This window comes from Duganella callida (genome assembly GCF_004614165.1).
GTDB classification, from domain to species: Bacteria; Pseudomonadota; Gammaproteobacteria; order Burkholderiales; family Burkholderiaceae_D; genus Rugamonas; species Rugamonas callida.
On record NZ_SPVG01000146.1, the window covers coordinates 18,394 to 38,122 of the forward strand.

General features: G+C 66.5%; 21 protein-coding genes. 13 read left to right on the forward strand and 8 right to left on the reverse strand.

All coding sequences use genetic code 11. The features are described from left to right. Positions 1 to 39 precede the first annotated feature (39 nt). Positions 40 to 942 carry a lipid A hydroxylase LpxO gene (gene lpxO / locus E4L98_RS14115; protein WP_371857221.1) on the forward strand — a complete coding sequence of 301 codons (903 nt, stop codon included), beginning with the start codon at positions 40 to 42 and terminating at the stop codon, positions 940 to 942. A gap of 4 nt (positions 943 to 946) precedes the next feature. Here the strand turns inward: lpxO and E4L98_RS14120 are convergent, their stop codons facing one another. Next, positions 947 to 1,165: a hypothetical protein gene (locus tag E4L98_RS14120; RefSeq protein WP_135202189.1), complete on the reverse strand. Its 219-nt coding sequence runs from the start codon at positions 1,163 to 1,165 to the stop codon at positions 947 to 949. Between the two features lie 68 nt (positions 1,166 to 1,233). After that, positions 1,234 to 2,154, reverse strand: a complete 921-nt coding sequence (locus E4L98_RS14125) for a LysR family transcriptional regulator (protein ID WP_135202190.1) — start codon at positions 2,152 to 2,154, stop codon at positions 1,234 to 1,236. Between the two features lie 114 nt (positions 2,155 to 2,268). Between E4L98_RS14125 and E4L98_RS14130 the strand changes: the two genes are divergently transcribed. Further along, on the forward strand, positions 2,269 to 3,009 hold the full coding sequence (locus E4L98_RS14130) for an SDR family oxidoreductase (protein ID WP_135202191.1): 741 nt from the start codon (positions 2,269 to 2,271) through the stop codon (positions 3,007 to 3,009). A gap of 10 nt (positions 3,010 to 3,019) precedes the next feature. Next, complete coding sequence (locus E4L98_RS14135; RefSeq protein ID WP_135202192.1) at positions 3,020 to 3,613, forward strand: NADPH-dependent F420 reductase; 594 nt, start codon at positions 3,020 to 3,022, stop codon at positions 3,611 to 3,613. Positions 3,614 to 3,826: 213 nt separating this feature from the next. Here E4L98_RS14135 and E4L98_RS14140 read toward each other — a convergent pair whose 3' ends face one another. From E4L98_RS14140 to E4L98_RS14150, 3 genes are read right to left on the reverse strand one after another with little or no spacing between them, the layout of a single operon-like run. Continuing rightward, positions 3,827 to 4,495, reverse strand: coding sequence for a type 1 glutamine amidotransferase domain-containing protein (locus tag E4L98_RS14140; protein ID WP_135202193.1), 669 nt, complete (start codon positions 4,493 to 4,495; stop codon positions 3,827 to 3,829). 21 nt (positions 4,496 to 4,516) lie between these two features. Next, positions 4,517 to 5,254, reverse strand: coding sequence for an alpha/beta fold hydrolase (locus E4L98_RS14145; RefSeq protein WP_135202194.1), 738 nt, complete (start codon positions 5,252 to 5,254; stop codon positions 4,517 to 4,519). A gap of 1 nt (position 5,255) precedes the next feature. Continuing rightward, positions 5,256 to 6,200, reverse strand: coding sequence for an alpha/beta fold hydrolase (locus E4L98_RS14150; protein WP_135202195.1), 945 nt, complete (start codon positions 6,198 to 6,200; stop codon positions 5,256 to 5,258). Between the two features lie 327 nt (positions 6,201 to 6,527). Between E4L98_RS14150 and E4L98_RS14155 the strand changes: the two genes are divergently transcribed. From E4L98_RS14155 to E4L98_RS14200, 10 genes are all read left to right on the forward strand, one after another. After that, complete coding sequence (locus E4L98_RS14155) at positions 6,528 to 9,563, forward strand: sensor histidine kinase (protein ID WP_135202196.1); 3,036 nt, start codon at positions 6,528 to 6,530, stop codon at positions 9,561 to 9,563. A 60-nt stretch (positions 9,564 to 9,623) separates the two neighbouring features. Further along, positions 9,624 to 10,265: a response regulator transcription factor gene (locus E4L98_RS14160; RefSeq protein ID WP_135202197.1), complete on the forward strand. Its 642-nt coding sequence runs from the start codon at positions 9,624 to 9,626 to the stop codon at positions 10,263 to 10,265. Between the two features lie 106 nt (positions 10,266 to 10,371). Further along, positions 10,372 to 11,445 (forward strand): alpha/beta fold hydrolase, encoded by a 1,074-nt coding sequence (locus tag E4L98_RS14165; RefSeq protein WP_135202198.1) that lies wholly within the window; start codon positions 10,372 to 10,374, stop codon positions 11,443 to 11,445. A 113-nt stretch (positions 11,446 to 11,558) separates the two neighbouring features. After that, a complete protein-coding gene (locus E4L98_RS14170) occupies positions 11,559 to 12,197 on the forward strand; it encodes a TetR/AcrR family transcriptional regulator (protein WP_135202199.1) in 639 nt (212 codons plus the stop codon). A 172-nt stretch (positions 12,198 to 12,369) separates the two neighbouring features. Beyond that, positions 12,370 to 13,023, forward strand: a complete 654-nt coding sequence (locus E4L98_RS14175) for a protein-L-isoaspartate O-methyltransferase family protein (protein ID WP_135202200.1) — start codon at positions 12,370 to 12,372, stop codon at positions 13,021 to 13,023. A 7-nt stretch (positions 13,024 to 13,030) separates the two neighbouring features. Further along, entirely contained in the window at positions 13,031 to 13,354 is a 324-nt protein-coding gene (locus E4L98_RS14180; protein WP_135202201.1) for a rhodanese-like domain-containing protein, read from the forward strand. An 86-nt stretch (positions 13,355 to 13,440) separates the two neighbouring features. Beyond that, complete coding sequence (locus E4L98_RS14185; RefSeq protein ID WP_135202202.1) at positions 13,441 to 14,784, forward strand: TolC family outer membrane protein; 1,344 nt, start codon at positions 13,441 to 13,443, stop codon at positions 14,782 to 14,784. Positions 14,785 to 14,946: 162 nt separating this feature from the next. Next, entirely contained in the window at positions 14,947 to 15,681 is a 735-nt protein-coding gene (locus E4L98_RS14190; RefSeq protein WP_135202203.1) for an SDR family oxidoreductase, read from the forward strand. A 10-nt stretch (positions 15,682 to 15,691) separates the two neighbouring features. Further along, the gene (locus E4L98_RS14195; protein ID WP_135202204.1) at positions 15,692 to 16,597 is read left to right on the forward strand and encodes an SDR family oxidoreductase; all 906 of its coding nucleotides are present in this window, start codon (positions 15,692 to 15,694) and stop codon (positions 16,595 to 16,597) included. 59 nt (positions 16,598 to 16,656) lie between these two features. Then, a complete protein-coding gene (locus E4L98_RS14200) occupies positions 16,657 to 17,583 on the forward strand; it encodes a hypothetical protein (protein WP_135202205.1) in 927 nt (308 codons plus the stop codon). Here E4L98_RS14200 and gloA read toward each other — a convergent pair. The 3 genes from gloA to E4L98_RS14215 are packed head-to-tail and all read right to left on the reverse strand — an operon-like array spanning position 17,573 to position 19,610. Next, the gene (gene gloA, locus E4L98_RS14205; RefSeq protein WP_135202206.1) at positions 17,573 to 17,986 is read right to left on the reverse strand and encodes a lactoylglutathione lyase; all 414 of its coding nucleotides are present in this window, start codon (positions 17,984 to 17,986) and stop codon (positions 17,573 to 17,575) included. The two genes, E4L98_RS14200 and gloA, sit on opposite strands and share 11 nt — an antisense overlap. A 40-nt stretch (positions 17,987 to 18,026) precedes the next feature. Further along, positions 18,027 to 19,352 (reverse strand): PQQ-dependent sugar dehydrogenase, encoded by a 1,326-nt coding sequence (locus E4L98_RS14210; protein ID WP_135202207.1) that lies wholly within the window; start codon positions 19,350 to 19,352, stop codon positions 18,027 to 18,029. A gap of 15 nt (positions 19,353 to 19,367) precedes the next feature. Then, positions 19,368 to 19,610, reverse strand: coding sequence for a hypothetical protein (locus E4L98_RS14215; RefSeq protein WP_135202208.1), 243 nt, complete (start codon positions 19,608 to 19,610; stop codon positions 19,368 to 19,370). Between the last annotated feature and the right edge of the window lie 119 nt (positions 19,611 to 19,729).

Sequence of the window (19,729 nt, forward strand, 5' to 3'; positions counted from 1 at the left end):
GGCCGGTTTGCTAGCAAAACAACAGTCGAGAGTGACGCTGTGATCAAGTTGGTCTTAGTCGGTTTTATCTTCCTTTGCATTCTGCACATCCACTTCCGTGGCAAGGTGCGGCTGCCGTTCATGCGCCAACTGTTCGACCATTCGTCGTTCATGTCGCCGATCAACCTGTTCATGCATACCTTTTCGCGCGTGCCGTCCAAGCCTTACCTGGAGCTCGATTACTGGAAGGAGCTGGCGCCGCTGCAGCAGAACTGGGAAGTGATCCGCGAGGAAGCGCGCAACCTGCTGGCCATGCAGAAGATCAAGGCGGCCGAGCAGAACAACGACGCCGGCTTCAATTCCTTCTTCAAGACCGGCTGGAAGCGCTTTTACCTGAAGTGGTACGACGCCGGCCACCCCTCGGCCGAGCGGCTGTGCCCGCGCACCACGGAACTGCTGCGCGCCATCCCGACCGTCAAGGCGGCGATGTTTGCCGAGCTGCCGCCCGGCGCCAAGCTGAACCCGCACCGCGACCCGTACGCCGGCTCGATCCGCTACCATCTGGGCCTGATGACACCCAACGACGACCGCTGCTTCATCGACGTCGACGGCGAGCGCCACAGCTGGCGCGACGGCCAGGCGGTGATGTTCGATGAAACCTACATCCACTGGGCCATCAACGGCAGCGACCGCGACCGCGTGATCCTGTTCTGCGACGTCGAGCGGCCGATGCGCTTCCGCTGGGCCGCCGCGGTCAACCGCTTCCTCGGCCGCACCATGATGACCGCCGCCGCCTCGCCCAACGAAACCGGCGACCAGACCGGCCTGGTGAGCAAGCTGTTCAAGGTGTCGTTCGTGATGGGCCAGTACCGCCGCCGCTTCAAGGCCTGGAACAAGACGGCCTACAAGCTGACCAAATTCGGCCTGATCATCGCGCTGGCCGCCGCCATCATCTTCATCTGAGCGCTTACGGCGTGGCGGCCGGGTCGGCGCTGCCGTGTTCGCCGTACACGCGGCGCTTGTAAGGCGGTTCCAGCACCCGCTCGATCACCTCGCCGGGCACGCCGCAGCGCAGCATGTAGCGTTGCGCCGGCAGCCGGCCGGCCACATACATCAACGTGATGCCGTACTGTACCTGTTCGGCCATCGTCAGATTGCTGCGTCGAAAAGCGGACTGATCACTCATCTCCATCTCCTGGGCGGGCGCGCATCGCTGCCGTGTATACCCGCAGCGCGCGCCGCGGTTCTGTGATCTTATGCCAGAAAACGCCGCGCCAGTTCCTGTTCGCGAAAAGATTGTGCGACGAAATCCACAAGCGCGCGGGTTTTCGCCGGCAGCAGCTTGTGGCTGGCGAAGTACAGCGAAATCGCGCCGGCGTCGTCGGCCCAGTCGGGCAGGATGCGCACCAGCTGGCCGCTTTCCAGGTATTGCAGCACGTTCGGCACCGCCAGCAGCGCCACGCCCATGCCCATCAGCACCATCTGCACCATCCCGTCCGGCTCGGTCATGGTCATGCGCGGCGTCAGTTCCGTCAGCTGTTCCTGGCCGGCGCCGTTGCGCAGCGCCATGTGACGCAGGCGGCCGGTGATGGCCGAGCGCATCACGATGCCGTCGAAGTCCCTCAGGTCGGCCGGCTGGCGCGGCAGGCGCCGGCCGCGCAGATAGCCGGGCGTGGCCACCGCGATGATCTTGATGCGCGCCAGTTCGCGCGCCACCACGCCCGGCGTCAGCTCGAAGCCGCCGCCGATGGCGGCGTCGTAGCCGCCGGCGATCAGGTCGACCTGGCGGTTGTCCAGGTGCCAGTCCGGCCGCACCGCCGGATAGCGATCGAGGAAGGCCGGCATCAGCGGCAGCAGGAAATCGCGGGCGAAGCCCGGCGCCGCGCTCAGCTTCAGGGTGCCGGCCGGCTGGCCGGCCTGGGTGCTGACCCCGGCGATGGCGGCCTGGATGCTGTCCAGCCCGCCGGACACGGCCTGCAGGAAGCGCTCGCCGGCCTCGGTCAAGGTCAGGCCCCGCGTGCTGCGCTGGAACAGGCGCACGCCGAGGTTGCGCTCCAGCTGGGCGACGTTGCGGCTGACCGCGGCCGGCGTCAGCGCCAGCCGGCGCGCCGCCTCCGAAAAGCTCGCCAGCTCGGCGCTGCGCACGAAGGATTCGAGATTGGACAGGGTTTCCACGGGCTGGCTTTCAACATTTGCTTGAAAGTGATTATAGCCAGTTCCGACTACCGCTGGGGGAGTGGCGCGGCCATACTGGTTCCATCGCCAATCACCTTTGAAAGGACATCCATCATGAGCAAACTGCACGACAAGATCGCCATCGTCACCGGCGGCAGCCGTTCCATCGGCGCCGCCATCGCCAAACGCCTGGCGGCCGACGGCGCCACCGTCGCCATCACCTACCACGCCTCGCCGGACAAGGCGCAGCAGGTGGTCGCCGCGATCGAGGCGGCCGGCGGCCGCGCGCTGGCCATCCAGGCCGACGCCGGCAACCCGGAGCGCGTGCGCCAGGCAGTGGCGGCGGTGGCGGCGCGGTTCGGCCGCGTCGACATCCTGGTCAACAACGCCGGCATCAGCGTGCTGGGCGACCCGCGCGAGATCGCCTTCGACGACTTCCAGCGCATCCTGGCGGTCAACGTGACCGGCGTGTTCGTCGCTACCCAGGAAGCGCTGAAGCACATGGGGCAGGGGGGCCGCATCGTCCACATCGGCAGCTCGATGGTGCAGTACGCCGGCTTCGGCACCGCCTCCGCCTACACCCTGAGCAAGGGCGCGGTGACCGGCTTCACGCGCGGCCTGGTGCGCGACCTCGGCCCGCGCGGCATCACCGTCAACACCGTGCAGCCCGGCCCCACCGATTCGGACATGAACCCGGCCGACGGGCCGGTGGCCGATTTCGTCAAGCCCGGCATCGCCGTCGGCCGCTATGGCCGGGGCGAGGACGTGGCGGCGGCGGTGGCGTATCTGGCCAGCGCGGAGGCGGCGTTCGTGACCGGCGCCGAGCTGCTGGTCGACGGCGGCTTTACCGCGTAAGGGGGCTGACATGAACATCGCTATCATCGGCGCGGGCGCCATCGGCAGCGCCATCGCGCGCGCCCTGTCGGCGCGCGGCATCCCGGCGCTGATCGCCAACAGCCGCGGCGCGGCGTCGCTGGCGCAGCTGGCGGCCGGACTGCCCGGCATCACCCCGGCCGGCATCGAACAGGCGGCGCGGGCCGACCTGGTCTTCCTCGCCGTGCCCTGGTCGAAGATCCCGGCCGCGGTGCGCGACCTGGGACCATGGAACGGCCGCATCGTGGTCGATGCCAACAATCCGATCGAGGCGCCGGCCTTCCAGCCCATCGACCTCGGCGGCCGGGCATCCAGCGCGGTGATCGCCGATCTGCTGCCCGGCGCGCGCGTGGTCAAGGCCTTCAACCACCTGCTGCCGGCGCTGCTGGCCGGCGACCCGCGCGCGGAGGGAGGGCGGCGCGTGCTGTTCCTGTCCGGCGACGATGCCGCCGCCAAGACCGTGGTGGCCAGCCTGATCGATCAACTGGGCTTCTTCGCGCTCGATCTCGGCGGCGTCGAAGCGGGACGCATGCAGCAATTCCCGGGCGGTCCGCTGCCGGCGCTCAATCTGGTGAAATTCCCATGAGCGCCATCGGACCCGCCAGCCGCAGTGTGCAGCCGCCGGCCGATGCCGCGGCCGTCTCGTGGACCGCGGTGGCCCCGGAATTCCGGCCGGCCCGTTGCCGCAGATTGTGCGCAACCTCAACCTGTCGCCGGGCCAGGCCGGCCTGATGGTCACGCTGCCCGGCGGCGCCCAGCCATTGATCGGGGCGGCGGCGTCCATGACGGGCATGAGACGTCAGCGCAGCGCCTTGACGATTTCTTCCGCCAGCGGGCCGCCCGAGGCGGGGTTCTGGCCGGTCATCAGGCGGCCGTCGAGCACCACCTTGGGCTGCCACGGATCGGCCGACGAGTATTGCGCACCCTCGGCCTTCAGCGCGTCCTCCAGCATGAAGGGCACATCGTCCCTGGCATAGCCGTCCTCTTCCTTGTTGGAAAAGCCGGTCACCTTGCGGCCCGCGAGCAGCGACGAGCCGTCGCCGAGCTTGACGTTCAGCAGCGAGCAGGGGCCGTGGCACACCGCCGCGACGATCATGCCGCCATCCCAGGCGCGCGCCAGCGCCGCTTTCACGTCCGCATCGGTGGCGATGTCGGCCATCGGCCCCAGGCCGCCGGGCACGAACACCACGTCATAGTCGAGCACATCGACGTCCGCTAATTTGCGGCTGTGCGCCAGGCGCCGGATCGACTTGCTGTGCCTGAACGCCAGCTGGGCCGGGTCCTTCTCGTCGTAACCGTCGTCGCTGGGCGCGCCGCCCAGCGGCGAACTGTATTCGACCGCGTAGCCATGTTTCTCGAAAACTTCGACCGGGTGCGCGATCTCGGGGAAAAAGTAGCCGGTCTTGCGCTTGTGCGGGCCGATTTCGTGGGTGTTGGTGACGATGAACAGTACGTGTTTCAATCTCATGACGATCTCCTGGTGGGATGCCTATTGCGCCGCCTCTTGAATGATTCTGGCCACCGCCGCCGGCTGCGCGATAAAGACAGCGTGGCTACCCTTGAGTTCCACGGTTTTGCTGTTGGCGCGCCTGGCCATGTAGCGCTGCAATTCCGGGTTGATGATGCGGTCCTCGGCGGACACGATGTACCAGCTGGGCTTGTTGCGCCAGGCGGCCGCGCCGACCGGCGCCGCCAGCGCCCGGGTGGCGGTGGCCACCTGGCTGATCGCCATGAAACGCGCCACGTCCCTGGGCACGTCGGCGGCGAAGTCGTCCGGGAAGGTGGCGGGATCGCGGATGATGAAGCCGTCGCCGACCTGCACGATGTTGCTGGTCGGCGCCGGCTGCAGCGCGCGCAGCGCCTTGGGGTCTTCGCCGGCGTCGGGCGCGTAGGCGGACACATAGACCAGCGCCTGCACCTGCGGATGGTTGCCGGCCTCGGTGATGATGGTGCCGCCGTAGCTGTGGCCGACCAGCACCGCCGGCCCGTCCTGGCGGTCCAGCACGCGCCGCGTCGCCGCCACGTCCTCGCTCAGCGACGAATCGGGATGCTGCACCACGCTGACGTGGTAGCCGGCCGCCGTCAGGATGTCGGCCACGCCTTTCCAGCCCGAGCCGTCGGCAAAGGCGCCGTGCACCAGCACGATGTTGTGGATGGGCGCGGCATGGCCGGCGGAAGCCGCCAGCGTCGCGCTCAGCAGCAGCGCTGCCCATGGATGGATGTGCATGTCAGCCTCCGGCCGGTTTCAGGTGACGCTGCAGGAATGGCCGCATGTAGGCGGCGATGGCCGGGCTGTCCTCTTCCAGCGCGAAGTGGCCGCTGTCGAGCAGGTGCAGTTCGGCCTTGGGCAGGTCGCGCAGATACGGATAGGCGCCGGTGGGCGGGAAGATCTTGTCGTTCTTGCCCCAGACGATCAGCATCGGCGGCTGATACTTGCGGAAATACGCCTGCCACGCCGCATACCGCGGCGGATTGCTGCTGTAGCTGTAGAGCAGCTCGAGCTGGATTTCCTTGTTGCCGGGGCGGTCCAGATAGGCCTGATCCAGGGTCCAGGCATCGGGGCTGACATGTTCCGGGTTGCGCGCGCCTTCCATGTATTGCCATTTGGTGGTGCCGGCGTCCAGGATGGGGCGCATCTTGCCGGTATTGGCTTCCGAGCGGTCGGCCCACCAGGCTTTGGACTGGGCCCAGAATTCGCCGGCGATGCCCTCATCGTAGGCATTGCCGTTCTGCACCACGATGGCCGTGATGCGCTCCGGATGGGCGCTGGCGAGGCGGTAGCCGACCGGCGCGCCGTAATCCTGCACATACAGCGCGTAGCGCGACAGGCCGACGCTGGCGGTGAACTTGTCGATCAGGCTGGCCACGTTGTCGAAGCTGTAGGTGAACTTGTCCGGCGGCGGCATGTCGCTTTGGCCGAAGCCGGGGTAGTCGGGCGCGATCAGGCGATAGCGGTCGGCCAGCAGCGGCATCAGGTGGCGGAACATGTGCGACGAGGCCGGAAAGCCGTGCAGCAGCAGGATCGCCGGCGCATCCTTGGGACCGGCCTCGCGGTAGAAGAGATTGACGCCGTCCACCTTCACGCTGCGGTAGCTGACCTCGGGTGGCGCCGCGTGCGCGCCCAGCGACCATGCCAACCACAGCGCGGCGAGTATGCATTGACGGATGTTCATCGTGACTCCTTGGGCTAAACGTTATTCGATCGATCGCGCGGCGCGCAGGATGAGGTCGGCTACCTGGTCCGGCTGCGACAACATCGGCAGGTGGCCGCTGTCCAGCGTGACGGTCCCGGCCCGCATGCGCCGGGCCGCATCGCGTTCGGCGCCGTGGACAAGGTTCTCCTTGATTTGCCTGATGGTGTCGAGCCTATGCTTGCTGCTTGCGAGACACGGCCATTGTCGGACCAGCCCGATGCCGCCGCACCCCCACTTCTAGGTAAGGCGCCAGCGCTTTCGGCATCCGCAGTCCGGTGGCGGCTTGATATTGTTGGTTACACTCGGATGATCCTGACGATACCGTCCACCGTGATCATTTGCCGTCTCCTCCAGCGCGCGCTGGCCACAGGCCTGCTTCTCATCCATCTGCTGGCTGGGGCGTCCGCACCTGCGCCGCTGCTTTCGGACTACACCCACACGGCCTGGACCCGCTTGCAGAACGCGCCGGCCGATGTACTGAAAATTACGCAGACCACCGACGGCTGGCTGTGGGTGGCCACCGCCACCGGCCTGTATCGCTACGACGGCGTGCACTTCGAACGGGTGGACAGCGTCTACGGCCATCCGCTGGATTCCAGCAACGTGATCGGGCTGAACGCGGACGGCAAGTCCGGCCTGTGGGTCGGCTACCGGCTGGGCGGCATCGCGCTGTTTCGTCCGGACGGCAAGCACACATTCGGCGAGGCCGAGGGATTCCCGCTCGGTGGCGTGATCCATATCGAAGCGCCGGCCGACGGCTCGGTGTGGGTCGGCACGCGCGATGGCCTGGCCTGGCTGGCGGCCGGCGCCAAACGCTTCCAGCTGCTGGGCGGGGCGGTCGGCCTGCCGGAGAAATTCGTCTACCAGGTGCTGATCGCGCGCGACGGCACGCAATGGGTGGGCACGCTGCAGGGACTGTTCTTCCGCCGACCCGGACAGCAGCGTTTCACCCAGGCCTGGCCGCGCGTGCAGCTGCTGGCGGTGGCCGAGGGGCCGGATGGCGCCATCTGGGCCAGGGACGCGCACTATCGCTATTTTCGGGTGCAGACCGGGGCGCCGCCGGCGGGCCGGCCGCCGCAGCCGGCGTTTCCCGGCATGGGCATGCGCTTCGGCGCCGACCAGACCATGTGGGTGCTGCATCCGGACGGGGTGGAACGGCGCTTCGGCGCGGACGGCGCCAGCTATCCGCACCAGCGGCTGACGCGCAGTTCGGGCATGAGCGGACCGCAGGCGCAAGCGTTCTTCGAAGACCGCGAGGGCAGTATCTGGATCGGCACGGCGTCCGGCCTCGACCGCCTGCGGCGTAACCGTCTGAGCGCGGTGACGCTGGAGCAGCCGCTGGAGGAGCCCGGCGTGGCGCTGGGACCGCGCGCCTCGATCCTGATCGGCGACCGGGCCAACGGCGCGGTCTACCGCCAGAGCGGGCGGCACTGGAGCCGGCTGAACGCGCGTGGCTCGATTACCGCCAGCTACCGCGGCGCGGACGACACGGCGTTTTTCGGCACCGATGCCGGCATTTTTGCGCTCAGCCCGGAGGGCCGGCTGTCGCTGACGCCGGCGCCGGAAGAGGTGCGCGGGTTTGCGCCGCAGGCCATGCTGCGCGACCGCCGGGGCGTGCTGTGGGTGTCGTATTCCAGCGGCCCGCTGTTCCGCCTGGCCGGCGGCCGCTGGCGCCGGGCCGACGAGATGCCGCGCTACGCCGGCGCGCTGACCCTGGCCATGGCCAGCGACGACGGCGGCGCGCTGTGGCTGGCCCACGCCAACAATACGGTGACCGTCACCGATGATGCCGGCCGGCCGGCGCGCCAGCTGAATGCGGCGGCGGGGCTGGATCTGGGCGCCGTGCTGCTGCTGACGCCGGACCTGGACCGCATGTGGCTGGGCGGCGAGCGCGGCGTGATGCTGTACCGCCAGGGCCGGCTGCGGCGCCTGCGCGGTCAGGGCGGCGAGGCGTTCCGCGGCGTGTCCGGCCTGGTGCGCACGCCGGACGGCGACTTGTGGCTGCATGGCGCCGACGGGATTTTTCACATTTCGGCCGGGCAGATCGCCGGCTGGCTGGAGCGCCCGGACGCCATGCCCGCCTTCGAGCGCTTCGATGCGCGCGACGGGCTGGAAGGACACGCCCGGCAGTTGCGGCCCATCCCCTCGCTGTTGCGCGGCGACGACGGCCGGCTGTGGTTCAGCACCAGCAGCGCGGTGTTCGTGCTCGATCCCGCGCACATCGCGCGCAACCGCGTCGCGCCGCCGGTGCTGATCCGCGGCGTGTCGACCAGCAGGTACGCCCTGCCCGTAGCGGTGCCGGCGCGGGGCGTGCTGCGTCTGCCCGAGGGAACGGACGACCTGCATATCGAATTCACCGCGCTGGGAATGCGCATGCCGGAACGCGTGCGCTTCCGCTATCGCCTGCTCGGCGTCGATGCCGGCTGGCAGGGGCCGGTCGAACGGCGCGAAGCGTTCTACACCAATCTGCAGCCGGGCAGCTATCGCTTCGAAGTCGGCGCCGCCAATGAGGACGACGTCTGGTATCCGGCGCTGGCCGCGGTGGACCTCGAGATTCCGCCGACGTTTGTGCAGTCGGTCTGGTGCCGCCTCCTGCTGGTGATGCTCGCGGCGGCGCTGCTGTATGGCGCGCATGTGCTGCACCTCCGCGCACTGACGCAGCGCATGCAGGCGCGCCTGAGCGAGCGCGCGCGCATCGCCCGTTCGCTGCACGATACCTTGTTGCAGAGCATACAGGGGCTGATCCTGTCGTTCCGCGCGCATTACGAGATGGCGCCCATGGACGACAAGGGACGCGAGCGCCTGGCGCACACCCTCGGCATGGCCGAGCAGTTGCTGGTTGAAGGCCGCAACCAGATCATGGATCTGCGCGCGCCGTCCACCAGCAGCACGCTGTTCGACAGCCTGTCCGAATTCGGCCACACGTTGACGGCGCTGGGCAGCCATGCGTTCGAGGCGCGTCTGCACGGCACGCCGCGCTCGCTGAGCGCGCGCGTCTACGAAGATATTTACGCCATCGGCCGCGAAGCCCTGTTCAACGCCGCGCGCTACGCGCGGGCCGGCATGATCACCCTGGTGGTGGACTACGGCCGTCAGGAATTCCAGCTGGCCGTGCACGATGACGGCTGCGGCCTGGCCAGCGAAGGCGAGCGGGACAGCGAGGCCGCGCATTGGGGCCTGCAAGGCATCCTCGAGCGCGCGCGCGGCATGGGCGCGGATCTCCAGGTCCGCAGCGAAGCCGGACGCGGCACGCGCATTGCCTTGCGTATCAAGAAGAACCTGGCGTACGAAGCGACAGCGCGCGGGCGTCGGCCCGATGAGAGAGGAATGGGCCGCCGTTAGTGGACTATAATGAAAGGACTCGTATTGCAGTTTCGCAGTCTTGGTCCTTAAGGTAACGGCATGAACGCATTCCATCCACGTCCCATACGTATCCTTCTGGCAGATGACCACTATCTGATGCGCGAAGGCGTGCGCCTGATGCTCGACACCGCGCCGGACATGCAACTGGTGGCCAGTGTCGGCGACGGCGCCGCGGCCATCGATGCATTCAAACAGACCATCCCCGATGTCACCCTGATGGACTTGCGCATGGCCGGCGGCGACGGCCTGTCGGCGATCGCCGCGATCCGCCGCTATGCCTCGTTCGCCAAGGTGGTGGTGCTGAGCACCTATAACGGCGATGCCCTGGTCAAGCAGGCGCGCAAGGTGGGCGCCTCGGCATATTTGCTCAAGAGCATGTTGTCGGAAAACATGCTGGCGGTGATACGACTGGTGCACAGCGGCCAGCAATCGTGGCCGTCCGAACTGCAACCGTCCGCCGCCAGCGTCAAGGATGATCTGACGCCGCGCGAGTGTTCCATCATGCACCTGGTCGCGCGCGGCGGTTCCAATCGCGAAATCGCCCACGAGCTGGGCATCGGCGAGGAAACCGTCAAGACCTACATGCGTTCGATCCTGCCCAAGCTGGGCGCCAACGACCGTGCCCACGCGGTGGCCATCTGCATGCGCCGCGGCTACCTGGATCTGGCCGACCTGCCCTGATCAGCGATAAGCGGTCGATGCTGTCGAACCGGTGGCGGCAGGCGGCGACGCTTCCTGCTGTCGGTCTGAGCTATGATAGTGGCGAATCAACTTCCGAAGGCGTCCAATGCTGAAAGCTATTGCCTCCCTCTCGCTGCTGCTGGTCCTGGGCAGCGTCCAGGCCGCCACTGCCAATTATCCCGCCCCGGTCGAGGGCGATTTCATCCTCAAGAATTTCCAGTTCGGCTCCGGCGAGAAGCTGGCCGAGTTGCGTATCCATTACCGCACGCTGGGGACGCCCGAGCGCGATGCGCAGGGCGTGGTCAGGAACGCTGTGCTGGTCACCCACGGTACCGGCGGCAGCGGCGCCCAGTTCCTGCGGCCGGAATTCGCCGGCGAGCTGTTTGCGCCCGGCGGCGTGCTGGACGCGACGCGCTATTACATCATCCTGACCGACGGCATAGGCCATGGCCAGTCGAGCAAGCCCAGCGACGGTCTGCATGCGCGCTTTCCACATTACGGCTACAACGACATGGTCGACGCCCAGCACCGCTTGCTGAAAGAAGGCCTGGGCGTGAAACATCTGCGGCTGGTGATGGGCACCTCGATGGGCGGCATGCAATCGTGGGTCTGGGGCGAACGCTATCCGCGCTTCATGGATGCGCTGATGCCGCTGGCCAGCGTGCCGGCGCAGATCTCCGGCCGTAACCGCATCTGGCGGCGCGTGGTCATCGACGCCATCCGCAACGATCCGGAATGGAAGGGCGGCGACTACACCACTCAGCCGCCGAGCCTGCGGACCGGCGAGCAAATGCTGTATCTGATGAGCAGCAACACCATCCAGCGTCAGGCGCAGCTGCCGACCCTGGCCGCCGCCGACGCCGCGCTCGACAGCTACGTGGCGGCCGGCGTGAAAAGTACGGATGCCAACGACCTGATGTACCAGCTGCAGGCGTCGTATGACTACGATCCGGCGCCGGGGCTGGAAAAGATCGAGGCGCCGCTGCTGGCCGTGAACAGCGCCGACGATCTGATCAATCCGCCCGAGCTGAATATCCTGGAAACCGGCATCAAGCGCGTCAAGCGCGGCAGCGCGGTCGTGCTGCCGTACACCGATGCCACCCGCGGCCACGGCAGCCACACCATGGCGGCGCTGTGGAAGCAGTATCTGCAGCAGCTGTTGACGCTGAGCGCCAGGTAAATCCGCCGCGTCGGTTCGTTCCGGCGCCGGGGCGACCCGGCTGCCGCTTGACGCCTCCAGGGCTTGCGACTATATTAATGACCTATAAGTAAGTTATTAAGATTACATCGCCCATGCAAGCCTCTCAAGACACCAAGCCACGCTGGGAGCGGCGGAAAGACGCGCGGCCTCAGGAGTTACTGGCGGCGGCTTTGCACCAGTTTGTCGAACGCGGTTATGCCGCCACCCGTCTGGAAGACGTGGCCAGGCAGGCCGGTGTCTCCAAAGGGACTTTGTATTTATATTTCACCAACAAGGAAGAGCTGTTCAAGGCCGTGGTGCGCGCTAACATCGTCGCCACCATCGGCGCCGCCGAGCAGGCGGCCGCCGCCTTTGACGGTGCCAGCGCCGAGCTGCTGGCCACCGTGCTGATGACCTGGTGGACCGAGATCTGCGCCACGCCGCTGGCCGGCATCACCAAGCTGATGCTGGCCGAAGGCAACAACTTCCCCGAGCTCGCGCAGTTTTACAACGAGGAAGTGGTGGCCCGTGGCAGCAGCCTGATCACCCGCATCCTGGCGCGCGGCATCGAGCGCGGCGAGTTCCGCCCGCTCGACACCGTGGTCATGACCCAGGTGCTGGTCGCCCCGGTGATGATGCTGATGATGTGGACCCACTCCTATATGCCGACCTGCGACATGCCGGCCATCGCGCCGCAGGCCTTCATGGAGACCTTCATCGCCACCACCCTGCGCGGACTGAAGGCGGATTGACCGCCCATGTGTCCCGATTTTTCCATCCAGCTTGCCGTTTTGGTAGGTTCAGCCCCCCAAATCTGCAGACTGTCGCAATTTCCCTCGCGCCGGCCATTGAATCGTTAATATGTGCCTCGTCGCCAGTTCAACGATAAAATGACGGATTCTCCATCCCGACCTGAGTTACAAGATGAATATCGAACAAGCCCGCTTCAACATGATCGAACAGCAAATCCGCCCATGGGACGTCCTGGACGCGGAAGTGCTGGAACTGCTGCACATCGTCAAGCGCGAGAATTTCGTGCCGGCCGCGCACAAGGCGCTGGCGTTTGCCGACATCGAAATCCCGCTGCCTGGCGGCGAAGTCATGCTGGCGCCGAAGATCGAAGCCCGTCTGCTGCAGGACGTGGCGGTGAAGAAGCATGAATCGGTGCTGGAAGTCGGTGCCGGCTCCGGCTACATGGCGGCGCTGCTGGCGCATAAGGCGCGTCACGTGACCACGGTGGAAATCTCGCCGGAACTGAAGGCGCTGGCCGAGCAGAACCTGGCCGCCAACGGCGTGACCAATGTCACGGTGGAGCAGGGCAACGGCGCCCAGGGCTGGTCCAACGGCGCGCCGTTCGACGTGATCGTGGTGTCCGGTTCGCTGCCGGTGCTGCCGGAAGCGCTGCTCAAGCAGCTGAAGGTGGGCGGCCGCCTGGCGGTCATCATCGGCGAGGCGCCGGCGATGAAGGCGCAGCTGGTGACCCGTACCGGCGAAGCCGGCTACGACACCCGCACCCTGTTCGAAACCAACGTCAAGGCGCTGGCATCGGCAGTGGAACCGTCGAAGTTCAAGTTCTGAGCCGGCCATGCAGCAGATTTCTGCGCAAGACCTGGCCAGCTGGCTGGCCGACGAGGCGCGTCCCAACCCGGTGTTGCTGGACGTGCGCGAACAATGGGAAGTGGAGACCTGCCACATCGATGGCGCGCTCCACATCCCGATGAATACCATACCGGCGCGCATCGACGATCTGGATGAGGACGCAACCATCGTCTGCATCTGCCATCACGGCGCGCGCAGCATGCAGGTGGCCGCTTACCTGGAGCATCACGGCTTCGGCAAGATGGTCAACCTGACCGGCGGCATACACGCCTGGGCACTGCAAGTCGACAGCACGATGGCCAAGTATTGAACGGCCGCCGCGCTGCCGGCGGGCGCGGCGCCGAGGTGCAGTGTTTTTGATTTGTTTAACTTTTGATGACTCCAACGGAGACCGCAATGCAGAAACCCCTTATCGCCGTGCTGATCACCAGCGCCTTCTTGACGCTCAACGCACAGGCGGCCGACCTGCTCCAGGTGTACCAGCAAGCACTGGCCAACGATGCGACCTTCGCCAGCGCCCGCTCTTCGGTCAGCGCCGGTCAGGAACGCACGATACAGGGGCGTGCCGGCCTGCTGCCGAACATTTCGGCCAGCGGCAGCAATCTGCGCAATGAGGGCTACAACGCCGGCCCGGACCCGGTGTTCAACATCATGACCGACAGCCGCAACAAGCTGCACAGCAATGCCTACACCGTGTCGCTGACGCAGCCGCTGTTCAACTGGGATGCCTGGCAGACCTACCAGCAGAGCAAGCTGGTGCAGGCCACCTCGGAAGCCACGTTTTCACAGGCCCAGCAAGACCTGATCCTGCGCGTGGCGCAAGCCTATTTCGACGTGCTGACCGCGCAGGACAACCTGACCGCGACCCAGGCGCAGAAGGTGGCGACCACCGAGCAGCTGGCCTCGGCCAAGCGCAACTTCGAGGTCGGCACCCAGACCATCACCGATACCCATGAAGCCCAGGCCGCCTACGACCTGGTGGTGGCGCAGGAATTTGCCGCCATCAACGATCTGGACAACAAGCGCACCGCGCTGCAGGTGATTGTCGGCAAGGCGCCGGGCGAGCTGGCGCCGCTGCGCACCGGCGTGACCATCGAGCCGCCGTCGCCGGCCACCGTCGATCCGTGGATCAACTCGGCCGAAAGCCAGAACTATTCCGTGGTCGCCGCCGGCCTGAACCTGGAAATCGCCAAGCGCGAGATTTCGCGCAGCCGCGCCGGCCACATGCCGACCGTGAATCTGACCGCCAGCAAGAGCCACCAGTACACGACCGGCGTCAGCGGCATCGACGGCGCCGGCGGCAACACCACCAACAACACGGCGGTCGGCGTCAGCTGGAGCATTCCGCTGTTCAGCGGCTTTGCCGTGACCAGCAAGGTGCGCGAGAACATCGCGCTGGAAGACAAGGCCCGCAACGACCTGGAGGCGACCCGCCGCGCGGCGTCGCAGAACGCCCGCCAGGCCTTTCTCGGCATGACCAGCGGCCTGGCCCAGGTCAAGGCGCTGGAAGCGGCCGAGGTGTCGAGCAAGTCGTCGCTGGATTCGAACAAGCTGGGCTACCAGGTCGGCGTGCGTATCAACATCGACGTGCTGAATGCGCAAAAACTGCTGTATTCGACCCAGAAAGACCTGTCGAAAGCCCGTTACGACACCATCATGAACGGCCTGCGCCTGAAAGGGGCGGCCGGCGCGCTGAAGGAAGAGGATCTGGCGCCGATCAACGCGCTGCTGGTCCACTAAGCGGTCATCCACTTGTTACTCCCGCGCCGGCCTCGTGCCGGCGTTTTTTTTGCCCGTATTATTGGTGAAAATTGCATAGTCATAGCAAGTTTCATGGATTTATTGGTTTATGACTCAAGAGCATACTGACTCCATCGCAACCAACTTTGAAGGAGCAAGACCATGAAACAAGTAGCTATCGTGACCGGCGCATCCCGTGGCATTGGTGCTTCCATCGCTCAACGCCTGGCCAGGGACGGCTTTGCCGTGGTCGTCAACTACGCCGGCAATGCGGCCGAAGCCGGCAAGGTGGTCGACGCCATCGCCGCCGACGGCGGCACCGCCATCGCCATCCAGGCCGACGTTGCCAAGGCCGCCGACGTGCGTGCCCTGTTCGACCAGACCATCGGCCAGCTCGGCCGCGTCGACGTGCTGGTGAACAATGCCGGCATCATGCCGCCGCAACTGCCGCACCTGGGCGCCACCGACGACGACACCTTCGACCGCCTGGTGGCCGTCAACCTCAAGGGCAGCTTCAACACCATGCGCGAAGCCGCCGCCAAGCTGCAAAGTGGCGGCCGCATCATCAACTTCTCGTCCAGCCTGGTGGGCACGCTGCTGCCCGGCTACTCGGCCTACGTCGCCACCAAGGCCGGCGTGGAAGCCATGACCTCGGTGCTGGCCAAGGAACTGCGCGGCAAGAACATCACCGTCAACTCGGTGGCGCCCGGCCCGACCGCCACCGCGCTGTTCCTCGACGGTAAAACGCCGGAACTGATCGAACGCCTGGCCAAGATGGCGCCGCTGGAACGCCTGGGCCAGCCGGAAGACATCGCCGGCGCCGTATCCTTCCTGGCCGGTCCGGACGGCAGCTGGATCAATGGCCAGACGCTGCGCGCCAACGGCGGCATGGTGTAAGGAGACCATCATGAGCAAATCTATCGTTCTGGTAACCGGTGCGGGCACCGGCATCGGCCACCTCTCGGTCAAGGCGCTGGCGCGGGCCGGCCACACGGTGTATGCCTCGATGCGCGACATCCATGGCCGCAACGCCGCCAAGGTGCGCGAACTGCGCGACTGGGCCTTCGCCAATGGCGCCGACGTGCGCGCGGTGGAACTGGATGTGCTGTCGCAGGCCTCGGCCGATGCGGCGGTGGCCGCCATCGTGGCCGAGCGCGGCCGGCTGGATGTGGTGGTGCACAACGCCGGCCACCTGGTGATCGGCCCGACCGAGGCCTTTACGCCGGAGGAAATCGGCAAGGTGTTCGACACCAATTTCCTCGGCACCCAGCGCGTCAACAGGGCGGTGCTGCCGCTGATGCGCCGGCAGCAGCAGGGGCTGGTGTTGTGGGTCAGCAGCTCGACCACGCGCGGCGGCTTCCCGCCCTTCCTGGGGCCGTACGCGGCGGCCAAGGCGGCCATGGATTCGGTGGCGGTGACCATGGCGTATGAACTGGCGCGCTTCAATATCGAGACGTCGATCGTGGTGCCGGGGGCGTTCACTTCGGGGACCGACCACTTCGCCAACGCCGGCCATCCGGCCGACGCCGCGACCAGCGCCGCCTACGATGCCCGCTACCACGGTCTGATGGACCAGGTCGGTGCGCGCCTGACCGCGATGATGCCGCCGGAGGCCGATCCGGCGGCGGTGGCGGACGAGATCGCCCGCATCGTCGGCCTGCCGCACGGCGCCCGTCCATTCCGCTCCATCATCGATTTTCCCGATGACGGCGTGACGGCGGTGACCGAAGTGGCCGAGCGCGTGCGCGAAGAGTTTGCCGAACGTATCGGCATCGCCGACCTGCTCAAGCCGTCGCTGCCGGCCATGGACTAAAAGTCAAACAAGCGTTACCATGCGGGCTGTTCGTTAGTAAATAGTCAAATATGGCCCGCATGCGCTCTGCACTTTTCACCACACAACAATGGTTCGCGCTGGCCGCCGCATTCGCGGGGCTGGCGCTGTTCGTCATGATCTGGCGCTGGGGCGGCACGGTCGAAGACTCGCTGGCCTACTTCAATACCGCCCGCTACCTGCGCGGCGAAGTGCCGTTCAGCGAACTGCGCGCGCCTTTCCCTTACCGTCTGCTGGCGCCGGCCTCGGCCGCCGGGCTGGCCGCCATCGTCGGCGACACCCGCCAGAGTTTTGCACTGGTCAACTGGTTGTACATGAGTGGCGCCGCGGTCCTGCTGGCGCTGACCATGCAGCGGGTGGGCGCGGGCCGCAAGGCCGCCCTGATCGCCGGCCTGCTGCTGATCCTGTCCGTACCGACGTTCTGGTACGCGCCTTATCTGCTGTCCGATCCGGCCGCCATCTGCATGCGCGCACTGTTCGTGCTGGCTGTGCTGTCGGGTCAGCCTTGGCTGGCTGCGCTGGCCGGGTTGCTGGCCACCGCCGTGCGGGAAGAGAATATCCTGCTGTTGGTCTGGCTGCTGGCCATGCGCCGCATCGCCGTGCCGCAGGGCCTGGCGGCGCTGGCGCTGGCCGGCACCTGGATACTGGCGGTACGTTGGTACTTGCTGCCGGGGCTGCCCAGCTATGTCTGGGCGCCCAGCATCGGCTCGGTGATCGCGGCGCTGCACGATGTGCGCTCGCTGGCCTCGATTGCGGCCGGCGTCGGCGTGGTGCTGCCGCTGGCGCTGCTGGGCATGCGCCGCGCGGCGCCGGCGCTGCAGCCGCTGAAATCGCTGCTGCTGCTGATGGCGCTGCCGCCGCTCTACGCCGCGCTGTGCGTGCGCGTCGATGGCCGCGCCGTGTGGAGCCTGTATCCGATGCTGATCCCGTTTGCCGCCGCGTATGTGGCGGGGCGGCTCAGGCGGTGAGGCCGGCGCCGGCGCCGTCGAAGCTGCGCTCGATCAGTTCGATCTTGTAACCGTCCGGGTCCGTGACGAAGGCGATCACCGTGGTGCCGCCTTTGACCGGTCCCGGTTCGCGCGTGACGGTGCCGCCGTTGGCCTTCACCGCTTCGCAGGCGCTGTAGATGTTCTCGGCCGAGATCGCGATGTGGCCATAGGCGGTGCCCAGGTCGTAGCTGTCGACGCCGTAGTTGTAGGTCAGCTCCAGCTCGGCGTGATCGGGATTCGCGCCATAACCGAGGAAGGCCAGCGAGTATTTGTACTCGGGATTGTCGCTGGTGCGCAGCAGCTTCATGCCGAGTACCTTGGTGTAAAAATCGATCGAGCGCTGCAGGTGTCCTACCCGCAGCATGGTGTGCAGTATGCGCATCGTTAATCCTTGTGAGTGGTGAAACCGGACAAGGATTTTATCAGCGGCTGGCGGTTTTTGCCGCCACCGGCGCCACGCGCCAGATGGTGTTGCCGACGTCGTCCGCCACCAGCAGCGCGCCCTGTTTGTCCACCGCCACGCCCACCGGCCGGCCCTGGGCCTTGTCTTCCTTGTTGAGGAAGCCGGTCAGGAAATCCTGCGGCGGTCCGGACGGCTTGCCGCCGCTGAACGGGATGAACACCACCTTGTAGCCGCTGTGCGGCTTGCGGTTCCACGAGCCGTGCTGGCCGATGAACACGCCGCCGCGATACGGCTGCGGGAATAAGGTGTGGTCATAGAAGGTCAGGCCCAGGGAGGCGGTGTGCGCGCCCAGCGCGTAATCGGGCACGATGGCCTTGGCCACCAGCTCGGGCTTTTGCGGCGACACGCGCTTGTCGACGTGCTGGCCGAAGTAGCTGTACGGCCAGCCGTAGAAGCCGCCTTCCTTCACCGAGGTCATGTAGTCGGGCACCAGGTCGTTGCCCAGCTCGTCGCGTTCATTGACGGTGGTCCACAGCGTCTTGGTCTGCGGTTCCCAGCCCATGCCGTTGGCATTGCGCAGGCCGGAGGCGTACACCTTCGACTTGCTGGTGGCGATCTCGAACTGCCAGATGGCGGCGCGGCCCTGTTCGGCCTCGATGCCGTTTTCGGCGACGTTGCTGTTGGAGCCCACCGTCACGTACAGGAATTTGCCGTCCGGGCTGGCCGTGATGTTCTTGGTCCAGTGGTGGTTGATGGTGCCGGCCGGCAGGTCCATCACCTTGGTGCCCTGGGTGGCGATGCTGGTCTCGCCTTCCTTGTAGGGGAAGCGCAGCACGGCGTCGGTGTCGGCCACGTACAGGTTATTCCCCACCAACACCATGCCGAACGGCGAATTCAGGCCCTTGATGAATTCGGTCTTGGTCTGCGCCGCGCCCTTGCCGTCCAGCCCGCGCAGCAGGGTGATGCGGTTGGCCGACTCGGTCACCGCGCCGGCTTTTTTCTGCATGTGCTTCATCACCGCGCCCTTGATGCCCTTGGCGTCGTCCGGCTTGGGCGGCGCGTTGGTCTCTGCCACCAGCACGTCGCCGTTCGGCAGGGCGTAGACCCAGCGCGGATGGTCGAGATTGCCGGCGTAGGCGCTGACGCTGAAACCGGCCGGCGCCATCGGCTTCTGGTCCGCCGACCATGGCGCCGTGTCGGCCACGTTCACGGTCGGGATCAGTTTGCGGTCCGGTTCCGGCAATTGCGGATTGGGACCATAGCCGACCTGATAGGACTGGGCCGGCGCCAGTTGCGGCGCCAGCAGGGCGGTCAGCGTAAGGACGAGGGCGGTACGGTGCTGCATGGTCGGGGACTCCTGTTAGTCGCGTTTGGTGTGCGGTTGCGGCTGCGCCTGGGCGTCGCTGCGCGGTTTCTGCACGCCGCGCTGGTTGTGCAGGTCGGTGTCGACCAGGCCGCTGTCGATGTCGGTGGCGGCCTGCTGGATGATGCTGTGCTGTTTGTTGCCCTGCAGCGCATCGGGCGCTTCATCGCGCTCGTGCGGCATGCGCTTGACGCCATCGTCCTTTACTTTGGCGTCGGTATTGACGTGCTGGTCTTTCATGACGGCCTCCATGTGGTTGCGGTCCATCTTAGCGGGTTGGGTTCGGGGCGGTCGCCAGATTGAATTTTGACAACTTCGGAGCGAAGTCGTTTATCATTCAGAGCACCTTCCATCGTCAG

Excerpts from the sequence above, each read along its gene's own strand:
- E4L98_RS14170 (WP_135202199.1), top strand. The coding sequence starts at position 11,559 with ATGCAAGCCTCTCAAGACACCAAGCCACGCTGGGAGCGGCGGAAAGAC.
- E4L98_RS14215 (WP_135202208.1), bottom strand. The coding sequence starts at position 19,610 with ATGAAAGACCAGCACGTCAATACCGACGCCAAAGTAAAGGACGATGGC.
- E4L98_RS14195 (WP_135202204.1), top strand. The coding sequence starts at position 15,692 with ATGAGCAAATCTATCGTTCTGGTAACCGGTGCGGGCACCGGCATCGGC.
- E4L98_RS14155 (WP_135202196.1), top strand. The coding sequence starts at position 6,528 with ATGATCCTGACGATACCGTCCACCGTGATCATTTGCCGTCTCCTCCAG.
- E4L98_RS14150 (WP_135202195.1), bottom strand. The coding sequence starts at position 6,200 with ATGAACATCCGTCAATGCATACTCGCCGCGCTGTGGTTGGCATGGTCG.
- E4L98_RS14200 (WP_135202205.1), top strand. The coding sequence starts at position 16,657 with ATGCGCTCTGCACTTTTCACCACACAACAATGGTTCGCGCTGGCCGCC.
- E4L98_RS14165 (WP_135202198.1), top strand. The coding sequence starts at position 10,372 with ATGCTGAAAGCTATTGCCTCCCTCTCGCTGCTGCTGGTCCTGGGCAGC.
- E4L98_RS14145 (WP_135202194.1), bottom strand. The coding sequence starts at position 5,254 with ATGCACATCCATCCATGGGCAGCGCTGCTGCTGAGCGCGACGCTGGCG.
- E4L98_RS14210 (WP_135202207.1), bottom strand. The coding sequence starts at position 19,352 with ATGCAGCACCGTACCGCCCTCGTCCTTACGCTGACCGCCCTGCTGGCG.
- E4L98_RS14130 (WP_135202191.1), top strand. The coding sequence starts at position 2,269 with ATGAGCAAACTGCACGACAAGATCGCCATCGTCACCGGCGGCAGCCGT.
- E4L98_RS14160 (WP_135202197.1), top strand. The coding sequence starts at position 9,624 with ATGAACGCATTCCATCCACGTCCCATACGTATCCTTCTGGCAGATGAC.
- E4L98_RS14190 (WP_135202203.1), top strand. The coding sequence starts at position 14,947 with ATGAAACAAGTAGCTATCGTGACCGGCGCATCCCGTGGCATTGGTGCT.
- E4L98_RS14135 (WP_135202192.1), top strand. The coding sequence starts at position 3,020 with ATGAACATCGCTATCATCGGCGCGGGCGCCATCGGCAGCGCCATCGCG.
- E4L98_RS14180 (WP_135202201.1), top strand. The coding sequence starts at position 13,031 with ATGCAGCAGATTTCTGCGCAAGACCTGGCCAGCTGGCTGGCCGACGAG.
- E4L98_RS14120 (WP_135202189.1), bottom strand. The coding sequence starts at position 1,165 with ATGAGTGATCAGTCCGCTTTTCGACGCAGCAATCTGACGATGGCCGAA.
- E4L98_RS14175 (WP_135202200.1), top strand. The coding sequence starts at position 12,370 with ATGAATATCGAACAAGCCCGCTTCAACATGATCGAACAGCAAATCCGC.
- E4L98_RS14140 (WP_135202193.1), bottom strand. The coding sequence starts at position 4,495 with ATGAGATTGAAACACGTACTGTTCATCGTCACCAACACCCACGAAATC.
- gloA (WP_135202206.1), bottom strand. The coding sequence starts at position 17,986 with ATGCGCATACTGCACACCATGCTGCGGGTAGGACACCTGCAGCGCTCG.
- E4L98_RS14185 (WP_135202202.1), top strand. The coding sequence starts at position 13,441 with ATGCAGAAACCCCTTATCGCCGTGCTGATCACCAGCGCCTTCTTGACG.